The organism is Bifidobacterium sp. JNUCC 75 (assembly GCF_054819865.1).
Map to the genome: position 1 here is coordinate 256,507 of NZ_JBTHIF010000001.1, position 21,867 is coordinate 278,373.

At 59.9% G+C, this 21,867-nt stretch carries 19 protein-coding genes and 1 tRNA gene; 1 reads left to right on the top strand and 19 read right to left on the bottom strand.

Going from position 1 to position 21,867, the window contains the following annotated elements:
• The first annotated feature begins 126 nt into the window (after positions 1 to 126).
• Complete coding sequence (locus ACVWNW_RS01060) at positions 127 to 1,050, top strand: P63C domain-containing protein (RefSeq protein ID WP_454482529.1); 924 nt, start codon at positions 127 to 129, stop codon at positions 1,048 to 1,050.
• A gap of 74 nt (positions 1,051 to 1,124) precedes the next feature.
• On the opposite strand, the gene ACVWNW_RS01065 is transcribed toward ACVWNW_RS01060, so the two are convergent.
• The 19 genes from ACVWNW_RS01065 to pheT form a co-directional block, all read right to left on the bottom strand.
• Positions 1,125 to 1,622 (bottom strand): hypothetical protein, encoded by a 498-nt coding sequence (locus ACVWNW_RS01065; protein ID WP_454482531.1) that lies wholly within the window; start codon positions 1,620 to 1,622, stop codon positions 1,125 to 1,127.
• Between the two features lie 366 nt (positions 1,623 to 1,988).
• Positions 1,989 to 2,062, bottom strand: a tRNA-Arg gene (locus ACVWNW_RS01070).
• Positions 2,063 to 2,168: 106 nt separating this feature from the next.
• Positions 2,169 to 2,927 carry a TlyA family RNA methyltransferase gene (locus tag ACVWNW_RS01075; RefSeq protein ID WP_454483325.1) on the bottom strand — a complete coding sequence of 253 codons (759 nt, stop codon included), beginning with the start codon at positions 2,925 to 2,927 and terminating at the stop codon, positions 2,169 to 2,171.
• A 47-nt stretch (positions 2,928 to 2,974) separates the two neighbouring features.
• Entirely contained in the window at positions 2,975 to 3,295 is a 321-nt protein-coding gene (locus ACVWNW_RS01080) for a hypothetical protein (RefSeq protein ID WP_454482533.1), read from the bottom strand.
• A gap of 5 nt (positions 3,296 to 3,300) precedes the next feature.
• Positions 3,301 to 4,365 carry an HAD-IIA family hydrolase gene (locus tag ACVWNW_RS01085; RefSeq protein WP_454482535.1) on the bottom strand — a complete coding sequence of 355 codons (1,065 nt, stop codon included), beginning with the start codon at positions 4,363 to 4,365 and terminating at the stop codon, positions 3,301 to 3,303.
• Complete coding sequence (locus tag ACVWNW_RS01090; protein WP_454482537.1) at positions 4,362 to 6,476, bottom strand: tetratricopeptide repeat protein; 2,115 nt, start codon at positions 6,474 to 6,476, stop codon at positions 4,362 to 4,364. Before ACVWNW_RS01090 ends, ACVWNW_RS01085 begins: the two co-directional genes overlap by 4 nt.
• Positions 6,477 to 6,499: 23 nt before the next feature.
• Positions 6,500 to 7,831, bottom strand: a complete 1,332-nt coding sequence (gene tyrS, locus ACVWNW_RS01095; RefSeq protein WP_121912660.1) for a tyrosine--tRNA ligase — start codon at positions 7,829 to 7,831, stop codon at positions 6,500 to 6,502.
• A 249-nt stretch (positions 7,832 to 8,080) separates the two neighbouring features.
• Entirely contained in the window at positions 8,081 to 8,812 is a 732-nt protein-coding gene (locus ACVWNW_RS01100; RefSeq protein ID WP_454482539.1) for an SGNH/GDSL hydrolase family protein, read from the bottom strand.
• A gap of 92 nt (positions 8,813 to 8,904) precedes the next feature.
• Positions 8,905 to 10,350 carry an argininosuccinate lyase gene (gene argH, locus ACVWNW_RS01105; RefSeq protein WP_454483327.1) on the bottom strand — a complete coding sequence of 482 codons (1,446 nt, stop codon included), beginning with the start codon at positions 10,348 to 10,350 and terminating at the stop codon, positions 8,905 to 8,907.
• Between the two features lie 17 nt (positions 10,351 to 10,367).
• Positions 10,368 to 11,603, bottom strand: coding sequence for an argininosuccinate synthase (locus ACVWNW_RS01110; RefSeq protein WP_154312513.1), 1,236 nt, complete (start codon positions 11,601 to 11,603; stop codon positions 10,368 to 10,370).
• 52 nt (positions 11,604 to 11,655) lie between these two features.
• Positions 11,656 to 12,198, bottom strand: a complete 543-nt coding sequence (locus ACVWNW_RS01115; RefSeq protein WP_454482542.1) for an arginine repressor — start codon at positions 12,196 to 12,198, stop codon at positions 11,656 to 11,658.
• Entirely contained in the window at positions 12,198 to 13,172 is a 975-nt protein-coding gene (gene argF, locus ACVWNW_RS01120; RefSeq protein ID WP_454482543.1) for an ornithine carbamoyltransferase, read from the bottom strand. The genes ACVWNW_RS01115 and argF overlap by 1 nt, the downstream gene beginning before the upstream one ends.
• 47 nt (positions 13,173 to 13,219) lie before the next feature.
• The gene (locus ACVWNW_RS01125; protein ID WP_454482544.1) at positions 13,220 to 14,533 is read right to left on the bottom strand and encodes an acetylornithine transaminase; all 1,314 of its coding nucleotides are present in this window, start codon (positions 14,531 to 14,533) and stop codon (positions 13,220 to 13,222) included.
• Positions 14,520 to 15,467 carry an acetylglutamate kinase gene (gene argB / locus ACVWNW_RS01130; RefSeq protein WP_198190942.1) on the bottom strand — a complete coding sequence of 316 codons (948 nt, stop codon included), beginning with the start codon at positions 15,465 to 15,467 and terminating at the stop codon, positions 14,520 to 14,522. Before argB ends, ACVWNW_RS01125 begins: the two co-directional genes overlap by 14 nt.
• Positions 15,468 to 15,538: 71 nt before the next feature.
• Complete coding sequence (gene argJ, locus ACVWNW_RS01135; RefSeq protein ID WP_454482546.1) at positions 15,539 to 16,708, bottom strand: bifunctional glutamate N-acetyltransferase/amino-acid acetyltransferase ArgJ; 1,170 nt, start codon at positions 16,706 to 16,708, stop codon at positions 15,539 to 15,541.
• Complete coding sequence (gene argC, locus ACVWNW_RS01140; protein ID WP_198230061.1) at positions 16,705 to 17,799, bottom strand: N-acetyl-gamma-glutamyl-phosphate reductase; 1,095 nt, start codon at positions 17,797 to 17,799, stop codon at positions 16,705 to 16,707. The genes argJ and argC overlap by 4 nt, the downstream gene beginning before the upstream one ends.
• Positions 17,800 to 17,907: 108 nt before the next feature.
• Positions 17,908 to 18,498: a DJ-1/PfpI family protein gene (locus tag ACVWNW_RS01145; protein ID WP_454482548.1), complete on the bottom strand. Its 591-nt coding sequence runs from the start codon at positions 18,496 to 18,498 to the stop codon at positions 17,908 to 17,910.
• Positions 18,499 to 18,618: 120 nt separating this feature from the next.
• Complete coding sequence (locus tag ACVWNW_RS01150; RefSeq protein ID WP_198208359.1) at positions 18,619 to 19,227, bottom strand: DUF4190 domain-containing protein; 609 nt, start codon at positions 19,225 to 19,227, stop codon at positions 18,619 to 18,621.
• Positions 19,228 to 19,254: 27 nt separating this feature from the next.
• Positions 19,255 to 21,861, bottom strand: coding sequence for a phenylalanine--tRNA ligase subunit beta (gene pheT / locus ACVWNW_RS01155; protein ID WP_454482550.1), 2,607 nt, complete (start codon positions 21,859 to 21,861; stop codon positions 19,255 to 19,257).
• Between the last annotated feature and the right edge of the window lie 6 nt (positions 21,862 to 21,867).

The following is a 21,867-nucleotide window of genomic DNA, read 5'->3' on the forward strand; positions in this document are numbered from 1 at the left end:
AATGACTATGTGTCGGTACTTATTTACATTCCGACCTCGTAATTCCATCGATTCGCCTAAGACTCCGACGCTAATGACAAAAAACGCGTGATAGAGTAGCTCTCAAAGCACTAAGCGAGGTAGCTCATGGTTAAAGAAAAACACACTGAAACAGCAAAATACAGTGGCATTCTCCACCTCCCCGGCGGCAATGACATACCATGCGGAGTGATGGCCGATGGAACCAGACTTCTTTCGGAAAGGAAAGTGTCTGATGCTCTCGGTTCAAAAAGAGGGGGATCACACTGGAAAAGGCAGAAAAAAGAGGGGAACAGACTGCCAGTGTTCATATCCGCCAACAACCTTATACCATATATTTCAGAGCCCCTCAAAGAAAAACTCGTGAACAGACGAGCATGGAGACAGGTGGGCAAGGGAGGCAATGGGGCGTCAGGCATAGACGCAACAGCACTGCCAGGAATCTGCGATGTATATCTTAGAGCCAGAAGGGAGGACGCTCTTGTTCCGTCTCAGGAACATATAGCGGCACAGGCGGAGATCCTGATGACCGCGTTAGCCAAAGTCGGCATCGTCGCCTTAGTAGATGAGGCTACAGGTTATCAAGAGGAACGCCAACATAACGAGCTTCAACAACTTCTGAGCAGATACATCGCCGAAGAGCTACAACCTTGGGCAAAGCGATTCCCTGACATTTTCTATCAGGAAATGTTCCGCTTGAAGGGATGGGACTATGAAAATCTTGGAGCAGGCGCGAAGAAGCCTCGAATTGTTGGAAGGCTAACCAACGAAATCGTCTACGAGAGGCTTCCTAAAGGAGTCCTTACAGAGCTGAAAAAGAAAAACCCGCCAAAAGACAACGGGCGAAGAAAGCACAAGCACCATCAATTCCTTACCCAGGATATAGGCGACAAACACCTCAACACTCAAATCACGGCAGACATAGCATTAATGCGGGCTTCAAAAACATGGCAAGGGTTTATGACACTACTAGACCGAGCCTATCCAAAACCAGGCCCACAACAAGGCGAACTCGAAACTGACTTCGAATGAGCCCCACCTCCACTTATATTGAGGCACAATCAGCCTCGCTTCGGCAGGGCTCCACATATAACCCACAACAGTGTTTATGCTAATCCAAGAACGGCAAGAATGAGTCCAATAATAATCGACCAAGCCCTATAAATTTCTGTAGAAGCTAATCTCTCTTTATATGTGTCTGTCTTCTTTATGACATCAGCCTCATCTTTAGACAACATTACATCAAGGGTGTTATTCATATTTCTTACGGACCAGTCAAAGTATGTGCCGAGGGCCACTATGAACGCAGCAAGGGCCTGGATAAATGGTTTAACCCAAATGTCGAAAAAGTTATTCTGAATAACGCTTAATATCACCAAGCCAATATAAATAAGAACAATTACTATGCATGCAATAACGAAACACCTCGTTTTCTCCATACCGAAGTATCCTGTATCAAGTAGTTCTTTTGCTCTTTGTTCTATTGCCTGATCATCCTTTGCGGTTTCTTCCTTTGTCTGATTTTCCTCTAACTTTTTCTCTTTGTCCTCCTGGCTAGGAGTACTTTCACCCATACACTGCAGTTTATGCCGTTCTGCACACATGACTTCCCCTTCCTAATAGACTCCACCGTAGACTAAACTATAATTGTTACGCTAAAGCGGGGATGGGGCGCATCTGCCTAATCGATGCCCACCGACTATCGATTTTAAGCATAATCTGCTGGCTCCCCTTAAGGGGAGCCAGCAGTGTTAGAATATGGCATATTAGTTGACCATAAAACCTGACAAAGTTACTTCCCTGATACAGATACCAATCAGTATTGATACGACCTGCTTCGGCTGGGCTTTCCATATGCTCCAGGAGTGTCGGAATAATCCGATGCCATTTAGCATACATTTTAAATTGAAGAGTCTAAAACAGAAGAAGTAAAGCCATACAGTCATTGAAACTGTAAGGTTCCCATATAGTGCGCCAGACAGGATTCGAACCTGCAACCTGCTGATCCGTAGTCAGCTGCTCTAATCCGTTGGGCTACTGGCGCATGTCATCTTGACGAGGAACTCGTTTTTGACAACTCATTTATACTACCGCAATTGTGGATTCTGTCCAGCCTGGTGTGTCGCGAAGGAAGCGGGAAACCACAGGCTTCAGGCTGACTGTGACCAAGACAGCCAAAGCAGATATTCTACGTTGCCATGGGCTCCGGTTATGGGCGATGGTATGGTAGCTCGGACAACGAATTTATGCTCACATGCACAGGCTAAGACGCGCTCCAGAGCCTCTTGTCTGCGGTCCTCGTCTGTCACAATGCCATGATGGCCCAGCAGACTACGTCCGACCTCGAACTGGGGCTTGACCAGCAACAAGCAGTTAGCAGCAGGCGCCAGCAAGGCAGGGAGGACGGGAATGACGTAGGTCAGCGAGATGAAGGACACATCAGAGACCACGTATTCCGGGCGATACGGCAGGTCGCCCGACTGGACTTCGCGTATGTTGACACCGCTCATGTCAACCACCCTAGGATCAGCCGCAATTCGCTCCAGCAACTGTCCGTGGCCCACATCAAGGGCGATAACCCGCCTTGCGCCATGTCTGAGCAGAACGTCTGTGAAACCACCTGTGGAAGCCCCGATATCGAGGCAGAGCCTGTCCTGCGGATCGGGCATTCCCTGCGCCGCAAAAGTCGTCAGAGCACCCTCCAGCTTCAGTGCTCCACGGGAAGCATAGTCATCGCCGGGATCCAGAAGGATCACATCGCCTGGCTGGACACTCTGAGCAGATCTTGATGCCGGATAATCGTTGACCGTGACCCGGCCCTCACGAATCAGTGCCTGGGCTCTGGCTCGTGAATCCGTCAGCCCCTGTGCAGGCAGGATGCGGTCAAGTCGGTCGCGGGCAAGAGCCACGGTTCTTCTGCGGCCGTCCCCAGCGCTGACGACCGTATCCTCATCGTTCACTTGCCCTCCCGATTCAAGTCCTGCTGAAGCCCGGCCAGCACATTGCCGAGCATCTCAACCTGTTGGGCAACGTCCAGATCGTCCAATTTCGCCAAATCAGGGAAACGTTCCAAAAGAGGGGCCATGGCTTGCTTATCCATGGGCTCTTCAGGTGCTGACGCAGCTGTATTCTCGTCTTCTGTCTGTGAGGACCCTGCAGAATCCTCAGACTCAACAGGCTGCCCGGTCTGGCCGGACTGCTCAGACAGCCCGTAGTCATTGGAACCTTGCGAAGATCCACTCGCTCCAAGCTGTCCTGACTTGACCTCTTCCGACATTGGCGCTACGCCCCGACGACAAAAGCAGGCAGATCCAGCGAATCCATATCGCCACCACGATCCTGATATTCCCAGAGCGCACAGGCGCAGGCCCGCACAGCATTCAGATCAGACATGGGGTCGCTACCGCCTTCAAGAGCACGCAAGGTGATATGCCCATCATCATCCACCTTCGCGGTTTGGCCGCCACAATGCCAGATCTGGTCTGCCTCCTTGCTAGGCTGTGGTTGCGACTCGGCCAGGCCACGCAGGTCTTCGGCCAGATAGGTCGGTCGCCACTTGGCTGGTGCAGTCAGAATAGCGGGTGTTCGAGCCACACCCGTCAGGACGAGCATAGAGTCGTAGCCGCCCCGGTTGGCTGCTTCGATGTCAGTGTCCAGACGATCCCCCACAGGCAGGCATCGGTCAATGTCCAGGATCTTCTTCTGGTCGCCGGCCAATAGCTGCCGGGCCTCGTCGTACATGGCTGATTCCGGCTTGCCGGCCGAGTCCTCCGGTTGCTTACCAGTAGCCAGAATCACCGGTTGGAGCATGGCCCCATTGCCGGGTGCCATACCGCCCTCCCGGGGAAGGGTCTGGTCCTTGTTGGTGGTGAAGTAACGTGCACCGTTTTCGATGGCAAAGGCGGCCTGAGCCAGGTCCTGCCAGCTCAGTCCGGGATACCAAGCTTGGATGACGGCCTCTGGCTGATCTGCAGCCTTGTCCACGGGCACCAATCCGTTGATGCGGATCTGCTCGCGCAGATGGTCGGATCCGATGATCAGTACCCTGGCGCCCTCCTGCAGGTATCGGCGCAACATTCGTGCGGCGACGACGGCGGAAGTAATGACCTGGCCGTCGTCCAGGGTCAGCCCAAATCCTCGCAGCTGATCGGCCACCACATGGGGAAACCGGGATGCGTTGTTGGTGGTATAGGCCATGCGCATGCCAAGCGTCTGGGCGCGGTCGATGCCCTCGGCCGCATGCTCAACAGGGTCAGCGCCCCGGTAGACCACTCCGTCTAAGTCCAGTAGAGCCAGACGGTAGATCTTTGCCAGGGCGTCTTCAGCTCCTTTGAGGAAGACGGTCATGATTCGGCCTTGGCTTCATCAGACGTATCAGACCCTTTGACCTGCTCATCCTTGGACTCTTCATTCTGATGATCGGCAGTATCGGCTTTGGAACCTGCATCCTGGTCAGACAGATCACCACCGTCAGCAGCCGGTTCATCGGCAACAGTCACGTCGGTTTCGTTGCCAGTCTGGTCGCTTTGAGAGCCATCCCCCGAAGCTTCCACATCAATGCGAGAAGGCTCTCCCTCGGATTGCTTCACAGCATCCGACGATTCCTGCATTCCAGATTCGGACATTAGGGATGAATCAGCTGACTCAGTCGAATCAGTTGAATCAACTGTGTCAGTTGAGCTCGCTGAATCATTCGAAGCTACTGATTCAGGAGATTCCTCAACCTTGCTGTCATCGGCACTCTGTACCGATTCGTCAGTGACATCAGACTCAGCGGCCTCAGTTTCAGTCTCAGTCTCAGCTTCAGCCTCATCCGAGTCGTCCTCGCCGCCATCCGAGTCGATGGAGAGATCCTCCATCATGGCCGGATCCAGGTGCTCCAGGTCGTAGTCAATCAGGATCTCCTCGGACTGTCCGTCCTTCTGGCCATCCTCGTCCTCATCCTCGTCGGCATACTCCGCTTCCAGTCGATCCAGCAGGGGTTCCAACTCCAGAGCCTCCTGGCTGCGACCAGCCTGTTCAAGGAAATTCTGCTCGGCCTGCACGGCACGCATCCGGTAGTCGCCGCTGAGCCCGCGGGCCTTGACCAGGGCCTGAACGGTCTCGATGGCCTTGTCCCACAAGCCCAGATCACCCAGCGCTCCGGCATAAACCAGGAACATCTCCGCCTTGGACTCGCCCTGCAGCTGGCTGCCCTCCTCGGAGGTAGCCTCCTCAATGGCCTTGCGGGGATTGCCCAAACCACGTTCGCAGTCTGCGATGAAGGGCAGGTAATCAGAGTAGCCGTTCATACGGTGTGCGGTACGGAACTCCTTCAAGGCCAGCTTGTAGTCGCCTTGACGGTAGGCGACCAAGGCCAGGGTCTCCCGGGCAAGATCAATCCTGGAAGCCTGTCGTGCAGCCCATTTGGCATGAGCCAGGGCCCCCTGGGGATCGGTCTCCTCCAGCGCGTAGGCGGCCAGGATGTGCAGACCGATGTTCTCCGCGTGCTCCTTACTCAGTCCACGCAGGCGCAGGCGGTCATCCTTGGAGAGCATGGACCATTCCAGCCCCTTGGGCATCTTGGGCTCGCCGGGCCGACGGTCCGTATAGGGGTTCTGCGAGGGGTAGGAGATGGTCCCGTCTGAGTTGCGGCGAGCACGGTCATAGCCATTCTGGCGGTCACGCTGATAGGACCCGCGGCGGTCGTCATGGCGATGATCGTTACGACGACGGTCATCACGGCCATGCTGGCCCTGATACCTGTCGCCACGGGAACGGTCGCCCCGATAGCCGCCTTGACGACGGTCATCACGGGAGCGGTCGCCATAGGAGCGGTTGCCGTAGGGACGATCCCCATGTGAACGGTCATGACGTGGACGGTCATCACGGGAGCGGTTGTTCCAGGGGCGATCCCCACCGGACCGCTCATCCTGCCGACGATCAAACCTCCGGTCGTCATCCCGACGGTGGTCCCCGTGGAAGCCCTGGCTACGATCACGGTCACGGTCATGCCGCTGGTAGCCATACCCCGACCGACCGCGGTTGTTGTCACGATCACGATGCCCATATCCGCCATTCCCGTTGGCATGGAAGTCGCGACGTGGACGGTCGCCATCCTGCCGACGGCCGTGGCGGTCACGGTCGGAATCCCTGCGGAAGCCGCCGTGACCATCATGACGGTCATGCCTATATCCGCGATTGTCGCGCTCGAACCGGTCGTGCCCGCGCCCGCGGAAGGGCCGCTGTCCATTCCTGCCCTCGGAACGACGCTCTTCGCCGCCCTCGCTGTCATGGTTGTGGAAGTTGCCGGAACGGTGACCCTCCGAACGATAGCCGCCAGAGCGGTATCCGCCCGAGTGCGAACCGCCCTTGTGGAAGCCCGAAGAGCGACGACCGCCCGACCGGAATCCGCCCGGACGCGAACCGCCCCGGCCCCGTCCGCGATCGCCACGGGAATGATTGTGTTCTTCTGCCATCAGTGTCCTTAATTCCTACGTTCCTACTTGCCGGCCCGACGCTCAAGTGCGCCCAGGGCCTTCTTTCCTCTGCGAACCAGGGCGAAGCGCCCATGCAGAAAGTCTTTGTTCCCCAATACCTGATCCGGATCCTCGATCCGCTGGTTATTCAGATAGAAACCACCCGATGCCACAGTCTTACGAGCCTCGGAGACTGAACGGAAGAGTCCGGCCGCAACCCCGGCCTCCACCAGACGCTGGCCCTCGCTGGCTGCAGGCAGAGCACGCCCGCCTTGACCATCATCGACCTTGAGCCCGTCCAGAGCAGAATCCAGCACATCCTCGTCCAGCTCCTCCAGGGTCTTGCCACGACCGAAGAGGGCACCAGAGGCATCAATGGCCCCCTGAGCGGCATGCTCGCCGTGCACATAGGAGGTCACCTGCCAGGCCAGGACCTTCTGGGCCTCGCGAGCGCCCGGATCCTGGGCGGTCTTCTCCTCCAGACGCTCAATCTCGGCCTTGGGCAGGAAGGTGAAGGTCTTCAGCAGCTTGACCACCTGGTCGTCAGGCTGGTTGAACCAGAACTGGTAGAAGCGGTAGGGGCTGAACATGGTGGGATCCAGCCAGACTGCATTGCCCTCCGACTTACCAAACTTTTTGCCCTGGGAGTCGGTGATTAACGGGCTGGTCATAACATTGACAGATGCATTGCGCACCTTGCGAATCAAATCCAGACCGCTGGTCAGATTCCCCCACTGGTCGCTGCCGCCAAGCTGCAGACTGCATCCGTAGCGGTCAAAGAGCTCCAGAAAATCGTTGCCCTGCAGCACTTGATAGCTGAACTCAGTAAAGGAGATGCCTTCGTCGGAGTCCAGACGGCGGGCCACCGTGTCCTTGGCCAGCATGGTGCCCATGCGGAAGTTCTTGCCCACATCGCGCAGGAAGTCGATGGTGCTCATGGAGCCGGTCCACTCGTAGTTGTTGACGAACCGGACGGGGTTGTCTCCCTCGGTATCCAGGAAGCGACCGATTTGCCCACGAAGGCGCTCGGTCCACTCGGCCACGGTCTGCTTGGGATTCAGGGTGCGCTCCCCCGACTGACGAGGGTCGCCAATCAGCCCAGTGGCCCCGCCCACAACGGCGATGGGATGCAGACCGGCCGCCTGCAGGTGGCGCATGTTGAGCAGCTGGACCAGATTGCCCACGTGCAGCGAGGGGGCTGTGGGGTCAAATCCGCAATAATAGGTCACCGAGGGGTCGGCCAGCACCTTCCTGAGCTCGGACTCGTCCGTGCACTGGGCAATGAGACCGCGCCACTTGAGTTCGTCGAAAAGCGAGTCGAAACCCGCCTGCCTGAAATCGGTGACCTGCGACATGAGAGGCTACTCCCTATCGAATATTTAATGAATGTATGCTAAACCCTACTATTCTTGCAACAGATACCGACACGGCCGAGCCCCGGACCGCCGCAGACAAGGCCTCACCAAAGCAGGAATCGCCAAGTCATGAAGCCGGACTGATTATTCATTGCGAATCAGCTGCTGTCGATTGACTATTAACCGCTATCTGTTTCGCTAAGGCAGGGCGACCAGCGGGAACCTCTCAGCGTAATCGCTGCGTTCAGTTCAGGAATGCGCATTCACAGACAACTGATCAATTAAGTCTTGGGGAATATGGTCGACCACACAGGCAGCCATGCGCCGGTACCCCTCAACCCCCGGATGGAAGTGATCGATGCCCCAGAAGTCGGGTCGGTCAGTGCCGACATCGTCGCGGGTAGCATCCACGAAGGGCACCGAAGCCTCTTGACAGACCTGACGGCTGGTCTGCGTCTGGCGGGCTATCCGACGCTCCACCTCGGCCCTGAGCGCCCGGCCCAGGGCAGGATCCCGATAGAGCTGACCGGAGCTGAGGACCAGCACCTGACGGCCCTTGTCTTTGGCCAGCTCAATGCTGGCTGCCAGGTCATCCCGCCACTGCTCATCGGTGCGGTTGGCCATGATGTCGTTGGAACCTGCACACAGGACCAGCAAATCAGGATAGTCCTGCAGAGCGGGCAGGAACCGGTAGCGGACTCTGCGGATGGTGGACCCTAGCCGACCCTGGGTCGACCAGGAGACCGGACGACCCAGCCGAGTGGCCAGGCATGCGGCTATGTCAGGGACGAAGCCCTGACTCTGGTCCTCTACCCCGCAGCCGACCGCCATGGAATCGCCCACCACCAGCATGGTCAGCGGCTCCAGGTCACGGCCTTGGTCCGGAGGCGAACATAGCCCGCAGCGTGAGCCAGGCGGCTCTTTTGCCAGAGTGATGTGCTCCTTGGCCCACCAAGCCTGGACCAGTGCCACCGGATTCATGTACCCGCCGCCTTTCGCCGTTTGCCGTCCCTCTTGGGGAATTGCCGTTCGGAATTTTAACGCGGACACCGGCCTGGCGGAAACCAGAAAGCTCACCTGGGCGGACGGTAGGCAGGCCCATCAGACTGCGAGTCAGCGAAGGTCTTCAGCTCCTCCAACGCATGTGCAGCCTGGTCCATCTGCTCCTTTACCCTCTCTGGTGCAGTGCCCCCCTGGCCCTGGCGTGCACGCACGGCTCCCCCGGCGGTCAGGACTGAACGGACCTCTGGGGCTTGATCGGCAGGTACCCAGTCAGCGAAGACCTTGACGAAATCGTCATCATCCAAGTCAGCCAGCTCGCAACCACGACCCTCGGCCAGCTTGACGCAGACCCCGGAGAGTTCGTGGGCATGCCGGAAGGGCACCCCCTGTCTGACCAGCCACTCGGCCAGGTCGGTGGCCAGAGCAAATCCTGTGGGGGCTTGCTCCTCCAGGCGATCCTTGTTGAAGCTCAAAGTGGCGACCATGCCGGCAAAGGCAGGTAGCAGGACTTCCAAAGTGTCCACCTGGTCGAAGACCGCCTCCTTGTCCTCCTGCAGGTCGCGCGCATAAGCTGTCGGCAGCCCCTTGAGAGTGGTCAGCAGGCCAGCCAGATCCCCGACCAGCCGACCGGCCTTGCCGCGAGCCAGCTCAGCCACGTCCGGATTCTTCTTTTGAGGCATGATGGAGGACCCGGTCGAGTAGCCGTCGTCCAGGCGGACAAAGGCGAACTCCTGGGTGTTCCAGATGATGATCTCCTCGGCCAACCTGGACAGATCCACGCCGATCATGGCAGCGACAAAGGCGAACTCGGCGACCACATCCCTTGCTGCAGTCCCATCGATGGAGTTGGCACAGACTCGGCTAAAGCCCAAATCCCGTGCCACTGGCAGTGGGTCCAGACCCAGGGTGGTGCCGGCGAGCGCGCCGGATCCATATGGACTGGCATCGGCACGCTGGTCCCAGTCCCTCAGGCGTTCCAGGTCACGGATGAGAGGCCAGACATGGGCCATGAGCTGGTGGGACAGCAGGACAGGCTGAGCGTGCTGCATGTGTGTGCGGCCAGGCATGACCGTGGTTCCCGCCGCACGGGCCTGATCCATCAGAGCCTGTTCTGTGCGCAGCAGATCCTTGGCCAGCACCCGGGCGTGACGGCGCAACCAGATCCGAATAAGGGTGGCGATCTGATCGTTGCGCGAGCGCCCGGCCCGCAGCTTGCCGCCCAGCTGATCCCCCGCTATGTCGATCAGACCACGCTCCAGAGCAGTGGCCTCGTCCTCATCGCCAGGTTCAGGGGCGAAGGCGCCGGAATCCACCTGGTCCTGGAGCTCATCCAGGGCCTTCTCCATGCGTGCCAGTTCGTCATCATCCAGCAACCCAGCACGGTTGAGAGCCCGAGCGTGGGCCCGGGAACCGGCCAGGTCGTCATCGGCCAGTCGCCAATCAAACTGGGTGGAACGGCTCAGCTCGACCAGCGCCGGTGAGGGACCTCCGCTGAAGCGCCCGCCCCAGAGAGCCATGGGCTTGTCGTCGGAGCTCACTGGTCTTGTCCGTCCTGCGCGATGCCGTTGCCGAAGCGCATATCACGGGCGGCGGCCACCTTGTCGGCCAGGCCATAGATGGCGATGAACCCGTTGGAGGCATTCTGGTCGAAGCTGTCACCGGACTCGTAAGTGGCCAGGCTGTAGTCGTAGAGGGAGCTGTCGGAGTGCCGACCGGTGACCACGGCCCGTCCCCCGTGCATGACCATGCGGATGCGGCCGGAGACATAGCGCTGGGTCTCCTCGATGAAGGCGTTCAGTGAGCGGACGGCCGGCGAATACCATTGGGCATCGTAGACCAGCTCGCCCCAGCGCTTGTCGATGTCGCGCTTGATCCGGTGCTGTTCGCGCTCCAAGCAGCAGTTCTCCAGCTCCTGGTGGGCGGTGATCAGGGCCACGGCGCCAGGAGCCTCATAGAGCTCGCGGGACTTGATGCCCACCAACCTGTCCTCGATCAGATCCACGCGTCCGATCCCTTGGGCTCCGGCGCGCCGGTTCATCTCTTCGATGGCCTCCAGAGGGGTGACGGCCCTGCCGTCGATGCGCACTGGGATGCCCTGCTCGAAGTCGATGGTCACCTCATCCTCGACCGGTGGGAAGGCAGGATCGTCGGTGTAGGAGTAGACATCCTTGGTGGGCCCATTCCAGGGATCCTCCAGGTAGCCGGTCTCGATGGCCCGTCCCCAGACATTCTGGTCGATGGAATAGGGGCTCTCCTCGGTCTGCTCGATGGGCAGATGGTGCTCCTTGGCGTAGGCGATCTCCACATCCCGCATCAACCCCAGGTCGCGGATGGGGCTGATGGCCTTCAGCGAAGGGTCGATGGACATGATGGAGACCTCGAAACGGACCTGGTCGTTGCCCTTGCCGGTGCAACCGTGGGCTATGGTGTCGGCACCGTACTTGTGGGCCGCCTGAACCAGATGCTTGGTGATCAGCGGCCTTGAGATGGCTGATACCAGCGGGTAGACGCCCTCGTACATGGCATTGGCCTTGAGCGCCAGCATGCAGTAGTCCCTGGCGAACTCGTCCCGGGCATCCACCACGACGGACTCGACTGCCCCGCAGTCCAAGGCACGCTGGCGGATGGTCTGCAGACGCTCGCCACCCTGGCCCACATCCAGGGAGACGGCCACCACATCCTTGCCGGTGCGCTCCTTGAGGTAGGGAATGGACACCGAGGTGTCCAGGCCGCCCGAGTAGGCCAGCACGATGCGATTGTTTTCGGTCATGGCGATCCTCTTTCCTTCTAATTTCACACTTTTAGATATTCAGTTCGTGCTTTCAGCGATCATCGGGCCTTGGCATCTCCTGGCCGGAGACGATGGTCATCAGCCAGTTGGCCCGGGATGAAGCCGATTCATCGTCTGCAGCGATGATCAGAATCGTGTCGTCCCCAGCTATGGTGCCTAGGATTCCATTGATAGGCTGGCGGTCCAGGGCGGAAGCTGCATACTGGGCGGCGCCGGCCGGGGTTCTGACCACCAGCAGGTTGCGGGCCCTGGCCACTGAGGTGATCAGCCCGGTCAGAATCTTGGCCAGGTAAGCATCGGTCTTGTTCTCCCCCTCGACCTCAGGCCCTTCGGCGGCAGCGGCCTCCATAGCCTGCTGATCGGTGGTGGCGGGAATCCAGTAGGCCATGCTCCCGTCTGCATACCGCAGCTTGGTGGCATGCAGGTCGTCCAGGTCCCGGCTCAGGGTGGCCTGGGTCACCTCGATGCCTTGCTCCGCCAGCAAGGCCGATAACTGCTGCTGGGAATTGACCCGATGTCGGTTCAGGGCCTGGCGGATGGCATCCAGCCGGGCCACCTTGGTCGTCGGACGCATCAGCACACCCCTTGCAAAAGGGATTCATCGCCCCAGGAACGGGCCACCAACCAGGTCATCAGGGCCTTCTGGGCGTGCAGCCGGTTTTCAGCCTCGTCCCAGACCACGGACTGTGGACCGTCGATAACCTCGGCCGTAACCTCCCGGCCCCTATAGGCGGGCAGGCAATGCTGGAAGAGGGCATCCGGGCGGGCATGGGCCATAAGTGCGGCATTGACCTGGTAGGGCTGGAAGGGATGGGACCGAATGGCATACTGGTCCTCCTCGCCCATGGAGACCCAGGTGTCAGTGAAGACACAATCAGCGTCCTCCACAGCCTGAACAGGATCCGTAGTGACCAGAATGGATCCGCCGTTTTCAGTGGCCAGAGTCTGCGCCTGGTCCACCAGGCTCGGATCGGGCAGAAAGCCGTGGGGGCCGGCAATCCGCACGTTCATACCGGCTACTGCCCCGCCCAGCAGATAGGAGTTGGCCATGTTGTTGGCTGCGTCTCCCAGGTAGGCGATGGTCATGCCAGCCAGGGCATCGACCCCACCCCGATGCTGTGCCAGGGTCAGGAAGTCTGCCAGAACCTGGCAGGGATGGAAGGAATCAGTCAGCGCGTTGATGACGGGTACGGTAGCATGGGCAGCCATGGTCTCCACCCGATCCTGCCCAAAGGTGCGCCAGACTATAGTGGATGTCATCCGTGTCAACACGTTAGCGGTGTCCGCCACAGGCTCGCCACGGCCCAGCTGCGAGCCTGAGCTGTCAATGACCATGGGATAGCCGCCCAGCTGGGCAACGCCCACGCAGAAGCTTGTCCTGGTGCGAGTGCTGGGCTTGTCGAAAATGATCGCCACGGCCTGAGGCCCATGGTAAGGCTGGGATAAATAGGGATTGGTCCTGAAGGCCATGCCTAGTCGAAGCACCTCCAGCTGCTCCTCGTGGTTGAGGTCGTCGTCACGCAGCATGTGCCGCAAACCGTTGCTCATCTCTGCCTCCCTATCGCTATGATTACGCACGTCATTGATGGCTGATCTCACTGACCATCCTGCCGCAAGCCCTTCCCGAGACTGACCGGAGCCTTAGACAGGATATCCACGGCCAGGTCGATCTGGTCTGCTTGAATAATCAGAGGCGGAGCCAGACGCAAGGCATCAGGAGCCACTGCATTGACGATCACCCCATGGTCCAAAGCCCAGGAAGCCAGATCCCCGGCACAAGGAGCGCTTAGCTGGACCGCATCCAGCAGCCCCCTGCCTCTGACCTCGTTATAAAGGGGATTCCCGCAATCAGTAAGGCCAGCGCGCAGCCTCTCCCCCATCTGCCGTGCCCGTTCCAGCAGGCCCTCCCGCTGGATAGTCTCCAAGGTGGTCAGTGCCAGGGCCGATCCCAGAGGATTGCCTCCAAAGGTGGATCCGTGCATGCCGGGAGTCAGCAGGCCCGATGGCCCAGGACCGAAGGTGATCATCCCGCCCATGGGGAATCCGCCTGCGACCCCCTTGGCGAAGGTGAGCACGTCAGGACAGGCTCCTCCGGACAGGCTATGGTCCTGAAAGGCGAACCAGTGACCGGTCCTGCCTATTCCGGTCTGCACTTCGTCCAAAATCATCAGGGCCCCATGCCGGCTACAGAGCTCGCGCACCTGCCGAACGTAGTCAGGATTCAGCGGTAGCACCCCGGCTTCTCCCTGGATGAGCTCCAGAATGACGGCAGCCACCGGCTCTCCTGAGGTCTCCGCCTGTGCAAAGGCCTCCTCTATATCATCGCCGTCTTCTGCCGGCAGGAAGCCCATACCCGGAACCAGGGGTTGGAAGGGCTCACGGATGGCCGGCTTCCATGTCAGGCTCAGGGAGCCCATGCTGCGGCCGTGGAAACTATGGGTCAGAGCCAGGATCCGGCCAGGGTGACCGCCCATGCGAGCGCCATGCAGCCGGGCAAGCTTGATGGCCGCCTCATTGGCCTCGGTTCCCGAGTTGGCGAAGAAGACGCGGGACCCCTCCGGAGCCTGAGCCAGGTCCAGCAACCGTTCGGCCAGCTCGATCTGAGGCTGGGAGGCGAAGAAGTTGCTGATATGGGCCATCTTTCCGGCCTGCTCAGCCAAGGCCTTGTTCCAGGCAGGATGGACGTAACCCAGAGCATTGACCGCGATTCCGGCCATCATGTCCAGATAGCGGTTGCCATCCAGGTCCCAGATCCAGGCGCCTCGGCCATGGTCCATGACTCTGCCTGGGCGTCCGAAGACCTGCATATGGACGCGGTCATAGCGGTCTGCCCATTGACTGCTCTGCGGCCCTTCGGGAGTCCTCTTGGGCTCAGCAGTTTTGGCAGTGGGCGCATCAGCCTTCGTCATGGCTCCTCCTCATGATCATGTCCCGGCCCGGCACGACCACCGTGCCGATGCCGTTGCGGGTGAATATCTCGTTGAGCATGGAATGCGGTCGCCGTCCGTCGATGACGTGCGCCTCGCCCACCCCGGAGCGCACGGCCTGCAGGCAGGCCTCCATCTTGGGGCGCATCCCCTCATGCATGTCCTCCAACATATCCTCGAGCTGGTCCACGCCGATGCTGGAGACCAGGGAATCGGCCTGGGGCCAGTTGGCATACAGTCCTTCCACATCGGTAAGAATGACCAGTTTCCGGGCACCCAGAGCTACTGCCAGAGCAGATGCGGCTGCGTCGGCATTCACGTTGAGCACCTGGGTGGGATCCTGCTCGTCAGGAGCCACGGAGGAGACGACAGGGATCCGCCCGGCATCGATCAGGTCTTCGACGGCCGAGGCATCCACGCCCACGACCTCGCCCACCAGGCCCAGATCGACCGGCTGGCCATCCGCCATGCCGGTACGGCGGGCCGCACTGAACAGACCGGCATCTTCCCCTGACAGACCGACAGCCATGGGACCGTGAGCATTGATGGCGCCGACCAGATCCCTGCCCACCTGTCCGGTCAGCACCATGCGAACCACCTTCATGGTTTCCGGAGTGGTTACCCGCAGGCCGCCACGAAAGACTGATGGAATCCCCAAGGCCTGAAGCATGTGGGATATTTGCGGGCCGCCACCGTGCACCACCACCGGATGCATGCCCACCTGCCTCAGGAAGACCATGTCCTGGGCGAAGCACTGCCGCAGATGGTCGTCCACCATGGCATGGCCGCCGTATTTGACTACGATTCGCTGGCCGGCGAACTCCTCCAGCCAGGGCAGGGCCTCGATGAGCACCTGGGCCTTGCGGGCGTCGTCCAAGGCCTTTTCAGCTTCGGCATCCTGCTCGTCATCCGCCATCCTCTTCCCCTTCCTTATGACCATCTTCCGATTGCTGCGGCTCTTGGCACTGCGTCCGATCAGACTTCCTATCAGGTGTGGTAGTCGGCATTGATGGTCACGTATTCGTGGGTCAGATCATCGGTCCATACCGTGGCTTGGTTGTTGCCCTGGCCAAGGTCGATGTCTATATGGACCTCGGGAACGTGCAGGTCGACCAGCTCTGGGTCCTGGCCGGGACGACCTCCTTGGCAGACCTTGATGCCGTTGAAGCTGACATCAACATGGGCCGGATCATAGGCCGCCGTAGAAACAGGCACAGTGCCCAGGGAAGATACCACTCGACCCCAGTTAGGGTCTTCCCCGGCCACAGCGCATTTGAGCAGCGTGGAGCCGGAGACCGCGCGGGCGCAGGCAAGGGCTGCATTCTCGCTCTCGGCACCGTGCACACGGATGCGGATCCGATGCCTGCTGCCCTCGCCGTCAGCCACGATCCGATGAGCTAGATCCGTGCATGCCTGACCGAGCTTTTCCTGGAACTGCTCGGAGTCAGGCCGTACACCAGAGGCCCCGGATGCCATCAGCAGGACGGTGTCGTTGGTAGACATACACCCGTCCACGTCGATTCGGTTGAAGCTGAGCCGGCAAGCCTCGGATAGGTCTTGACGTGCCTGTTCCGGCTCCAAAATGGCATCAGTGGTGATTACACAGATCATGGTGGCCAGCTGCGGGGCAATCATCCCGGAACCCTTGACCATGCCTCCCAGCCGCCAGCCAGACCCGTCCACGGCCACTGTCTTGGTGCAGGTGTCGGTGGTCAATATGGCCTTGGCGGCCTCTTCACCAGCCTCCTGACTGGCCGACATCCCCTGGGCAGCTTGGTCGATGCCAGTCAATATGGAGTCCAGATGAAGCAGATGGCCGATAATTCCTGTGGAGCAGACAGCGACCCGATTGGCCGGCAGGCCCAGTATCTCTCCTGTCCGCTCCGCCATGGCTCTGGCCTGGTCCAGGCCCTCAGGACCAGTACAGGCGTTGGCATTACCAGAGTTGATGACCACGGCTCCGGCACGGCCTTCTTCAAGGATCCTGCTAGTCCAGATAACCGGAGCGGCCCGGAAACGATTAGGTGTGAAGACCCCCACAGCCGTGTCCATGGGTCCGCTGTTGACGACCAGGGCCAGATTGCGGCGCTGTGAGCCTCCCGGACGGTGGGCGATGGCGGTGCCGGTCCGGAAGCCTGCAGGGTAGGTGATGCTCATGGTGCCACTCCTATAGTTGTCAGTCCGGTCTCCTCAGGTAGGCCCAAGGCCAGATTTACGGCCTGAAGTGCCTGGCCTGCGGTACCCCGGGTCAGGTTGTCGATGGCTGCAAAAGCGTAGAGGCGGTCAGCGCGCTGGTCCACAGCTACCTGGACCTGGGCCCGGTTGGAGCCGTACACATCGGCCGTGGAGGGAAGCCTGCCCTCGGGGAGCAGATCGACAAACTGCTCCCCGGCATAGACCTCTTTCCAGATTTCGCGAACATCAGACACCCCCATGCTCCGTCCACGCGTGCTCAGCTTGGCTGAGACCACTGCCAGAATCCCCCTCGACATGGGGACCAGTATAGGGGTCAGCCCCATGCGGATGGGTTGTTTCCCAAGACCCCCTATGCTCGGGTTCGCAGCTGCGGCCTTACGCAGATTTTGCAGAATCTCAGGGATATGCCGGTGGGTGCCTCCGACCGAGTAGGGATGGGCTGAATTGATGGCCTGGGCTGCCAGCAGATCCATTCTGCCGCCTGAGCGTCCGGCGCCCGAGTAGCCGACCGCCAGGTCAGCAACCAGATCATCGGTCTGCACCAGTCCGGCGGCTAAAGCAGGCTGGAAGGCCAGAGTGACTGCCGTGACATTGCAGCCAGGACCAGCGATCCGCCGAGTCTGTCCAAGCAGCTGACGCTGGCGACCGCCACCCGGATTGAGCAGCTCAGGCATCCCGTAGGTCCACGGGCTTGAGAAGGGCCCGCCGTAGTAGTCTTGCCAGTCGCCAGGATCCTCCAGCCGGTGATCAGCCCCCAGGTCGACCATCAGCGATTGCGGATCCAGCTGCTCTGCCAGGGGACCCGAAGCCCCGTGAGGCAGTGCCAGAACCACCAGATCGTGGCCGGCCAAGATCTTTGGATCGGTATCCTGAATCTGCAGCGAGGCTATCGACTCCGGAAGGTTGGGCGAGAACTCCCCCAGCAGCCGGCCAGCCGAGCCATGACCGGTGACCGTGCAAACCTGAAATGCTGGATGGGCCGCCAATAGACGGATCATCTCCGAGCCGGCATACCCCGAAGCTCCCGCTACAGCCACCGTGTATTGCCGCATGAGTGCTCCCTTCATCGGGAACCATCATACATACTCATGCAGTAAAACGCATATTTATGCAATTCGGCGTGTCGCTATATCTCTGCTCTAGCTGTGCAACACTTTCAACTATGCGAAGGGGTCATAACCGGAGTCTCTGTTGTGGATATATTCCATTTGCCTGCTGGCCTTTTCCGCAGCCTCGGATCCGCACGTCTCCTCCACAAAGGCCAAGGCCATATCGATGCCGGCCGAGATACCCGAAGATGTACGAAACTTGCCATCGACCACCCAGCGTGCATCCTTGATCCAGTCCACACGCTCCCCTGTGCTGACGACCCAGTCAAAGGCCAAGTCATTTGAGGTCGCACGCCGACCGTCGAGCACACCAGCGGCAGCCAAGAGAGCCGAGCCTGTGCAGACCGTCATTACCTGCGGCGACCTGGCGGCCAAGCTTGCCAGCTGCCCTGTCCATTGGTCGTCCCCAACCAGAGTTCGAGTACCGGACCCGCCGGGTATCAGCAGAACCCCTTGGGAATTAATATCTTCTGGTCCTACAGTTTCGACCCTGACACCGCCCTCACCGACTTTCAAGCCTGGCCCGTCAAGAGAGAAAAGCCGCACTCGGGCGCCATCAGTATTGATGAAAACCTCAAAGGGGCCAAAAACATCCAAGGGTTCAAACCCGTCGAATACGACGATATTAATATCCAAACCCATCTGATTGAACATCCCCCTCGTAGATCTCTATATCTCAAGGCTGACAGCATATGCACAAACATGAATTCCGGCTAATGCAAATGCATAATCGCATCCAGAAGGAGCCAGCGCCTTGAGTTTTCAGGCACTGACGCCACCTGAGCCGGATCCGCCGCCGCCCGTCGAGGGCGATGGCATCATCTGCTGGTAGAAATCATTCAGGGAGATGCCGTTGACCAGCAGCCAGATCCAGGCAAGCGTGAAAAGCAGGTTGATGATCAGGGCAGCCATAGCCAATCCATAGCCCTTCATATGCAGTCGGCGGGTCCGATACATGGAAACGCCACCCAGCAGAGCGGGAATCACAGGCATGGGCAAGAAGAGGGCCATAAGGAAGGCGATGATGGCGCAGGGATCCCAGTGACCGTAGACCGGATTTTGGGAGGGGTCGTTCAGATCGGGTAGGCCCTGTGGAGGCCAGACCGGAGCGCCTGGACTGGCCTGAGGATTCCCGGGATTTCCGCCGCGTCCTGGGGCCGGCTGCCCCGCCATGGGCATAGGCCGGTTGGCGGGGTTGCCTTGTGACGAATCGGATTCCTTGGCCTTAGGTTCGGGGTCTGGGCGACCGTATATGTACGGATTCCACCCTGGATAACGATCGGCGCGTGCGCCGTACAAGGGCTGGTCGCCTCCATCATGATCCTGGCGGTCAGGTCCACCGGCTGTGCCCTGTTCTTGAGAATCCGTCATGCCCCTCGGCCCCCTTGTGATGCCCGGTCAAGCGCGCAGTACGGCGCCCAGACCCGCAGTCTTGTCAACGATGGCCTGACGCAGGGATTCGCTGTCCTCGGACGTCAAGGTGCGGTCCGGGGCGCGGAAGGTGACTGCGAAGGCCAGTGATTTTGCATGCTCACCGATCTGATCGCCAGTGAAAACGTCGAACAGCTCGATGGATTCAAGACTAGACCCAGCCGCTTCTCTGATGGCGGAAGTCAGATCAGCTGCCGAGACCGTGTCCGGCACAGTGAAGGCCAGATCCTGACGGACCGGCGGGAAGGTAGAGACCGGCTTGGCCTGCAGGGGTGTGTAGTCCAGGTGGTCCAGCACCATGTCCAGGCTCAGCTCGAAAGCGGCAGAATGGGCAGGGAAACCCAGAGCCTGATCAACCCGAGGATGCAGCTCGCCCACCATGCCGACGAGCGTGCCGTCATCCAGGACCAGCCTGGCGGTGCGGCCCGGATGCCACTGGTCAGGCACCTGTTCGGCTGAGGGTTGCTCCAGCCGATAATCGGCACCCAGCCTGTCCAAAACCCGGCGAGCCGATTCGACTGCATCGGTCCAGTCCACATCCCTGCTGTCCTTAAGCCAGCCGTCTTCCTGGGCCCGGCCTGTCAGCAAGGCCGCCACATGCAGCCGTTGCTCTGGCAGACCCTGGTCCAGGCGGGCCAAATCTTCGTCGCTGGGCCGCACACCGCCCGGAAGTGTAGGCACCGCAGGAGCCTTGGGATCGCGACGGAAGACATAACCGATCTCGAAGAGACGCACATCAGTGTTGCCACGTCGCAGGTTGCGCTCCACGGTGTTGGCCAGCGGCAGCAGCAGGCTCTGCCTCAGATAGGGCCTATCAGCGGCCATGGGGTTGGCCAGCTCCACGCTGTTGATATGGACCTCATCAGGATCCATGCCGAAGGCCTTGAAATCATTGTCACCAACAAATGGATAGTCCAGAACCTCGGTCAGCCCATACTCGGCCAGGGTGTCAGCCACCCAACGGCGACGCTGCTGGCGATCGGTCAGACCAATTGCTCCGGAAACCTTGGGTGATGGCACGGTGACGGGGATACGGTCGTAGCCCATCAGGCGGGCCACCTCTTCGACCAGGTCGCAGCCCTCGCCTAGGTCGGGCCTCCAGGTTGGCGGAGTCACGGACAGCCGGTCCTGAGGATCGCCTTGGACCGTGCAGCCTATGTCGCGCAGAATGGCCACAATGCGCTGGGGTTCCACATCCAGTCCAGTCAGCCTGGCCACCTCGCTGACAGCAAAGTCGATGACTGACATGGGCTTGGTCTGGTTCATATCCAGCGGAGCATCCAGGTCCTGGCCACCGGCAAGGCGATGCAGCAGGTCAGCGGCCATAGCCGCGGCAGCCGGCTGCATCTGCGGATCGACCCCGCGCTCAAAGCGCTTGGAAGCCTCGGAGGGCAGCTTGTGGCGACGTGCGGTCCTGGCGATGGTCACCTGGTCGAAGTGGGCGGACTCAATCAGAATATTCCGCGTCTGATCGGTCACCTCTCCATACAGACCGCCCATGACTCCGGCCAGACCCAAGATACGGGATCCCTCTTGCCCCTCGGGTGAGTCGGTAATGAGCAGATCCTCGGTGCTGAGCTCGCGATCCTTGCCATCCAGAGTGGTCAGGTGCTCACCCTGCCTGGCCCTACGGACTACGATGGGCCCGCTGAGCTTGTCCAGATCATAGGCGTGCAGGGGCTGGCCCAGATCCAGCATGACATAGTTGGTGATGTCCACCGGCAGACTGATGGAACGCATGCCGGCACGTACCAACCGCCGACGCATCCAGCTGGGAGTGGCCGCCTTGGGGTCACACCCGGTCAAGGCACGCAGGTAGTACCGATCACAGCCTGGCTGACCGTGAATAGGGTTCTCGTCCTGAATGCGCACGGCCAGCGGAGCCTGATCCTCCTGAGCTACGGGGGCCGGCACTGTCTTGTTCAGCTCAATCACCGGATCCGTGTACTCAGCACCCGTGGAGTGGTGGTATTCCCTGGCAACCCCCCGGTAGGAGAAGGCATAGCCGCGGTCGGGTGTGATGTTGATCTCAAGAACAGGCCTGTTCATATGGAGCAGAGCTATGGCATCGTCACCTGGCTTGAGCTGCTCGTACTGCTCGGGGGTGAACCCGTAATTGCGCAGCAGGATGATGCCCTGATGGTCCGAGCCCAGCCCCAGCTCACGCTCTGAGGCGCACATGCCGTCCGAGATGTGGCCATAGGTCTTGCGCGGTTCGATACGGAAGTCCCCAGGCAGGACGGCCCCTGGCAGGGTCACCACCACCTTTTCGCCTGCAGCCATGTTTGGGGCCCCGCAGACTATGCCCCTAGGCACCTTGTGACCCTGGTCGTCCACAGCGTTGTACTGCTCGCCCACATCCACATGGCACCAGTTGATCGTCTTGCCGTTCTTCTGAGGTTCAGGCTCAGCATCCACCACATAGCCGACCACGATAGGACCGGTTACCGTGGACTCATGAATGTCCTCTTCCTCCAGACCGACCCGAACCAAGTCCTTGGCCAGCTGTTCATAGGTCAGATCCTCAGGGACCTGCACATGCTCCTTGAGCCAGTCGATATCTACCATTGGCATCTGACG

Coding starts and splice junctions, on each gene's coding strand:
- ACVWNW_RS01060 (WP_454482529.1), top strand. CDS start 127: ATGGTTAAAGAAAAACACACTGAAACAGCAAAATACAGTGGCATTCTC.
- ACVWNW_RS01065 (WP_454482531.1), bottom strand. CDS start 1,622: ATGTGTGCAGAACGGCATAAACTGCAGTGTATGGGTGAAAGTACTCCT.
- ACVWNW_RS01080 (WP_454482533.1), bottom strand. CDS start 3,295: ATGTCGGAAGAGGTCAAGTCAGGACAGCTTGGAGCGAGTGGATCTTCG.
- ACVWNW_RS01085 (WP_454482535.1), bottom strand. CDS start 4,365: ATGACCGTCTTCCTCAAAGGAGCTGAAGACGCCCTGGCAAAGATCTAC.
- ACVWNW_RS01090 (WP_454482537.1), bottom strand. CDS start 6,476: ATGGCAGAAGAACACAATCATTCCCGTGGCGATCGCGGACGGGGCCGG.
- tyrS (WP_121912660.1), bottom strand. CDS start 7,831: ATGTCGCAGGTCACCGATTTCAGGCAGGCGGGTTTCGACTCGCTTTTC.
- ACVWNW_RS01100 (WP_454482539.1), bottom strand. CDS start 8,812: ATGAATCCGGTGGCACTGGTCCAGGCTTGGTGGGCCAAGGAGCACATC.
- argH (WP_454483327.1), bottom strand. CDS start 10,350: ATGGCTCTCTGGGGCGGGCGCTTCAGCGGAGGTCCCTCACCGGCGCTG.
- ACVWNW_RS01110 (WP_154312513.1), bottom strand. CDS start 11,603: ATGACCGAAAACAATCGCATCGTGCTGGCCTACTCGGGCGGCCTGGAC.
- ACVWNW_RS01115 (WP_454482542.1), bottom strand. CDS start 12,198: ATGCGTCCGACGACCAAGGTGGCCCGGCTGGATGCCATCCGCCAGGCC.
- argF (WP_454482543.1), bottom strand. CDS start 13,172: ATGAGCAACGGTTTGCGGCACATGCTGCGTGACGACGACCTCAACCAC.
- ACVWNW_RS01125 (WP_454482544.1), bottom strand. CDS start 14,533: ATGACGAAGGCTGATGCGCCCACTGCCAAAACTGCTGAGCCCAAGAGG.
- argB (WP_198190942.1), bottom strand. CDS start 15,467: ATGGCGGATGACGAGCAGGATGCCGAAGCTGAAAAGGCCTTGGACGAC.
- argJ (WP_454482546.1), bottom strand. CDS start 16,708: ATGAGCATCACCTACCCTGCAGGCTTCCGGACCGGCACCGCCATCGCC.
- argC (WP_198230061.1), bottom strand. CDS start 17,799: ATGCGGCAATACACGGTGGCTGTAGCGGGAGCTTCGGGGTATGCCGGC.
- ACVWNW_RS01145 (WP_454482548.1), bottom strand. CDS start 18,498: ATGGGTTTGGATATTAATATCGTCGTATTCGACGGGTTTGAACCCTTG.
- ACVWNW_RS01150 (WP_198208359.1), bottom strand. CDS start 19,227: ATGACGGATTCTCAAGAACAGGGCACAGCCGGTGGACCTGACCGCCAG.
- pheT (WP_454482550.1), bottom strand. CDS start 21,861: ATGCCAATGGTAGATATCGACTGGCTCAAGGAGCATGTGCAGGTCCCT.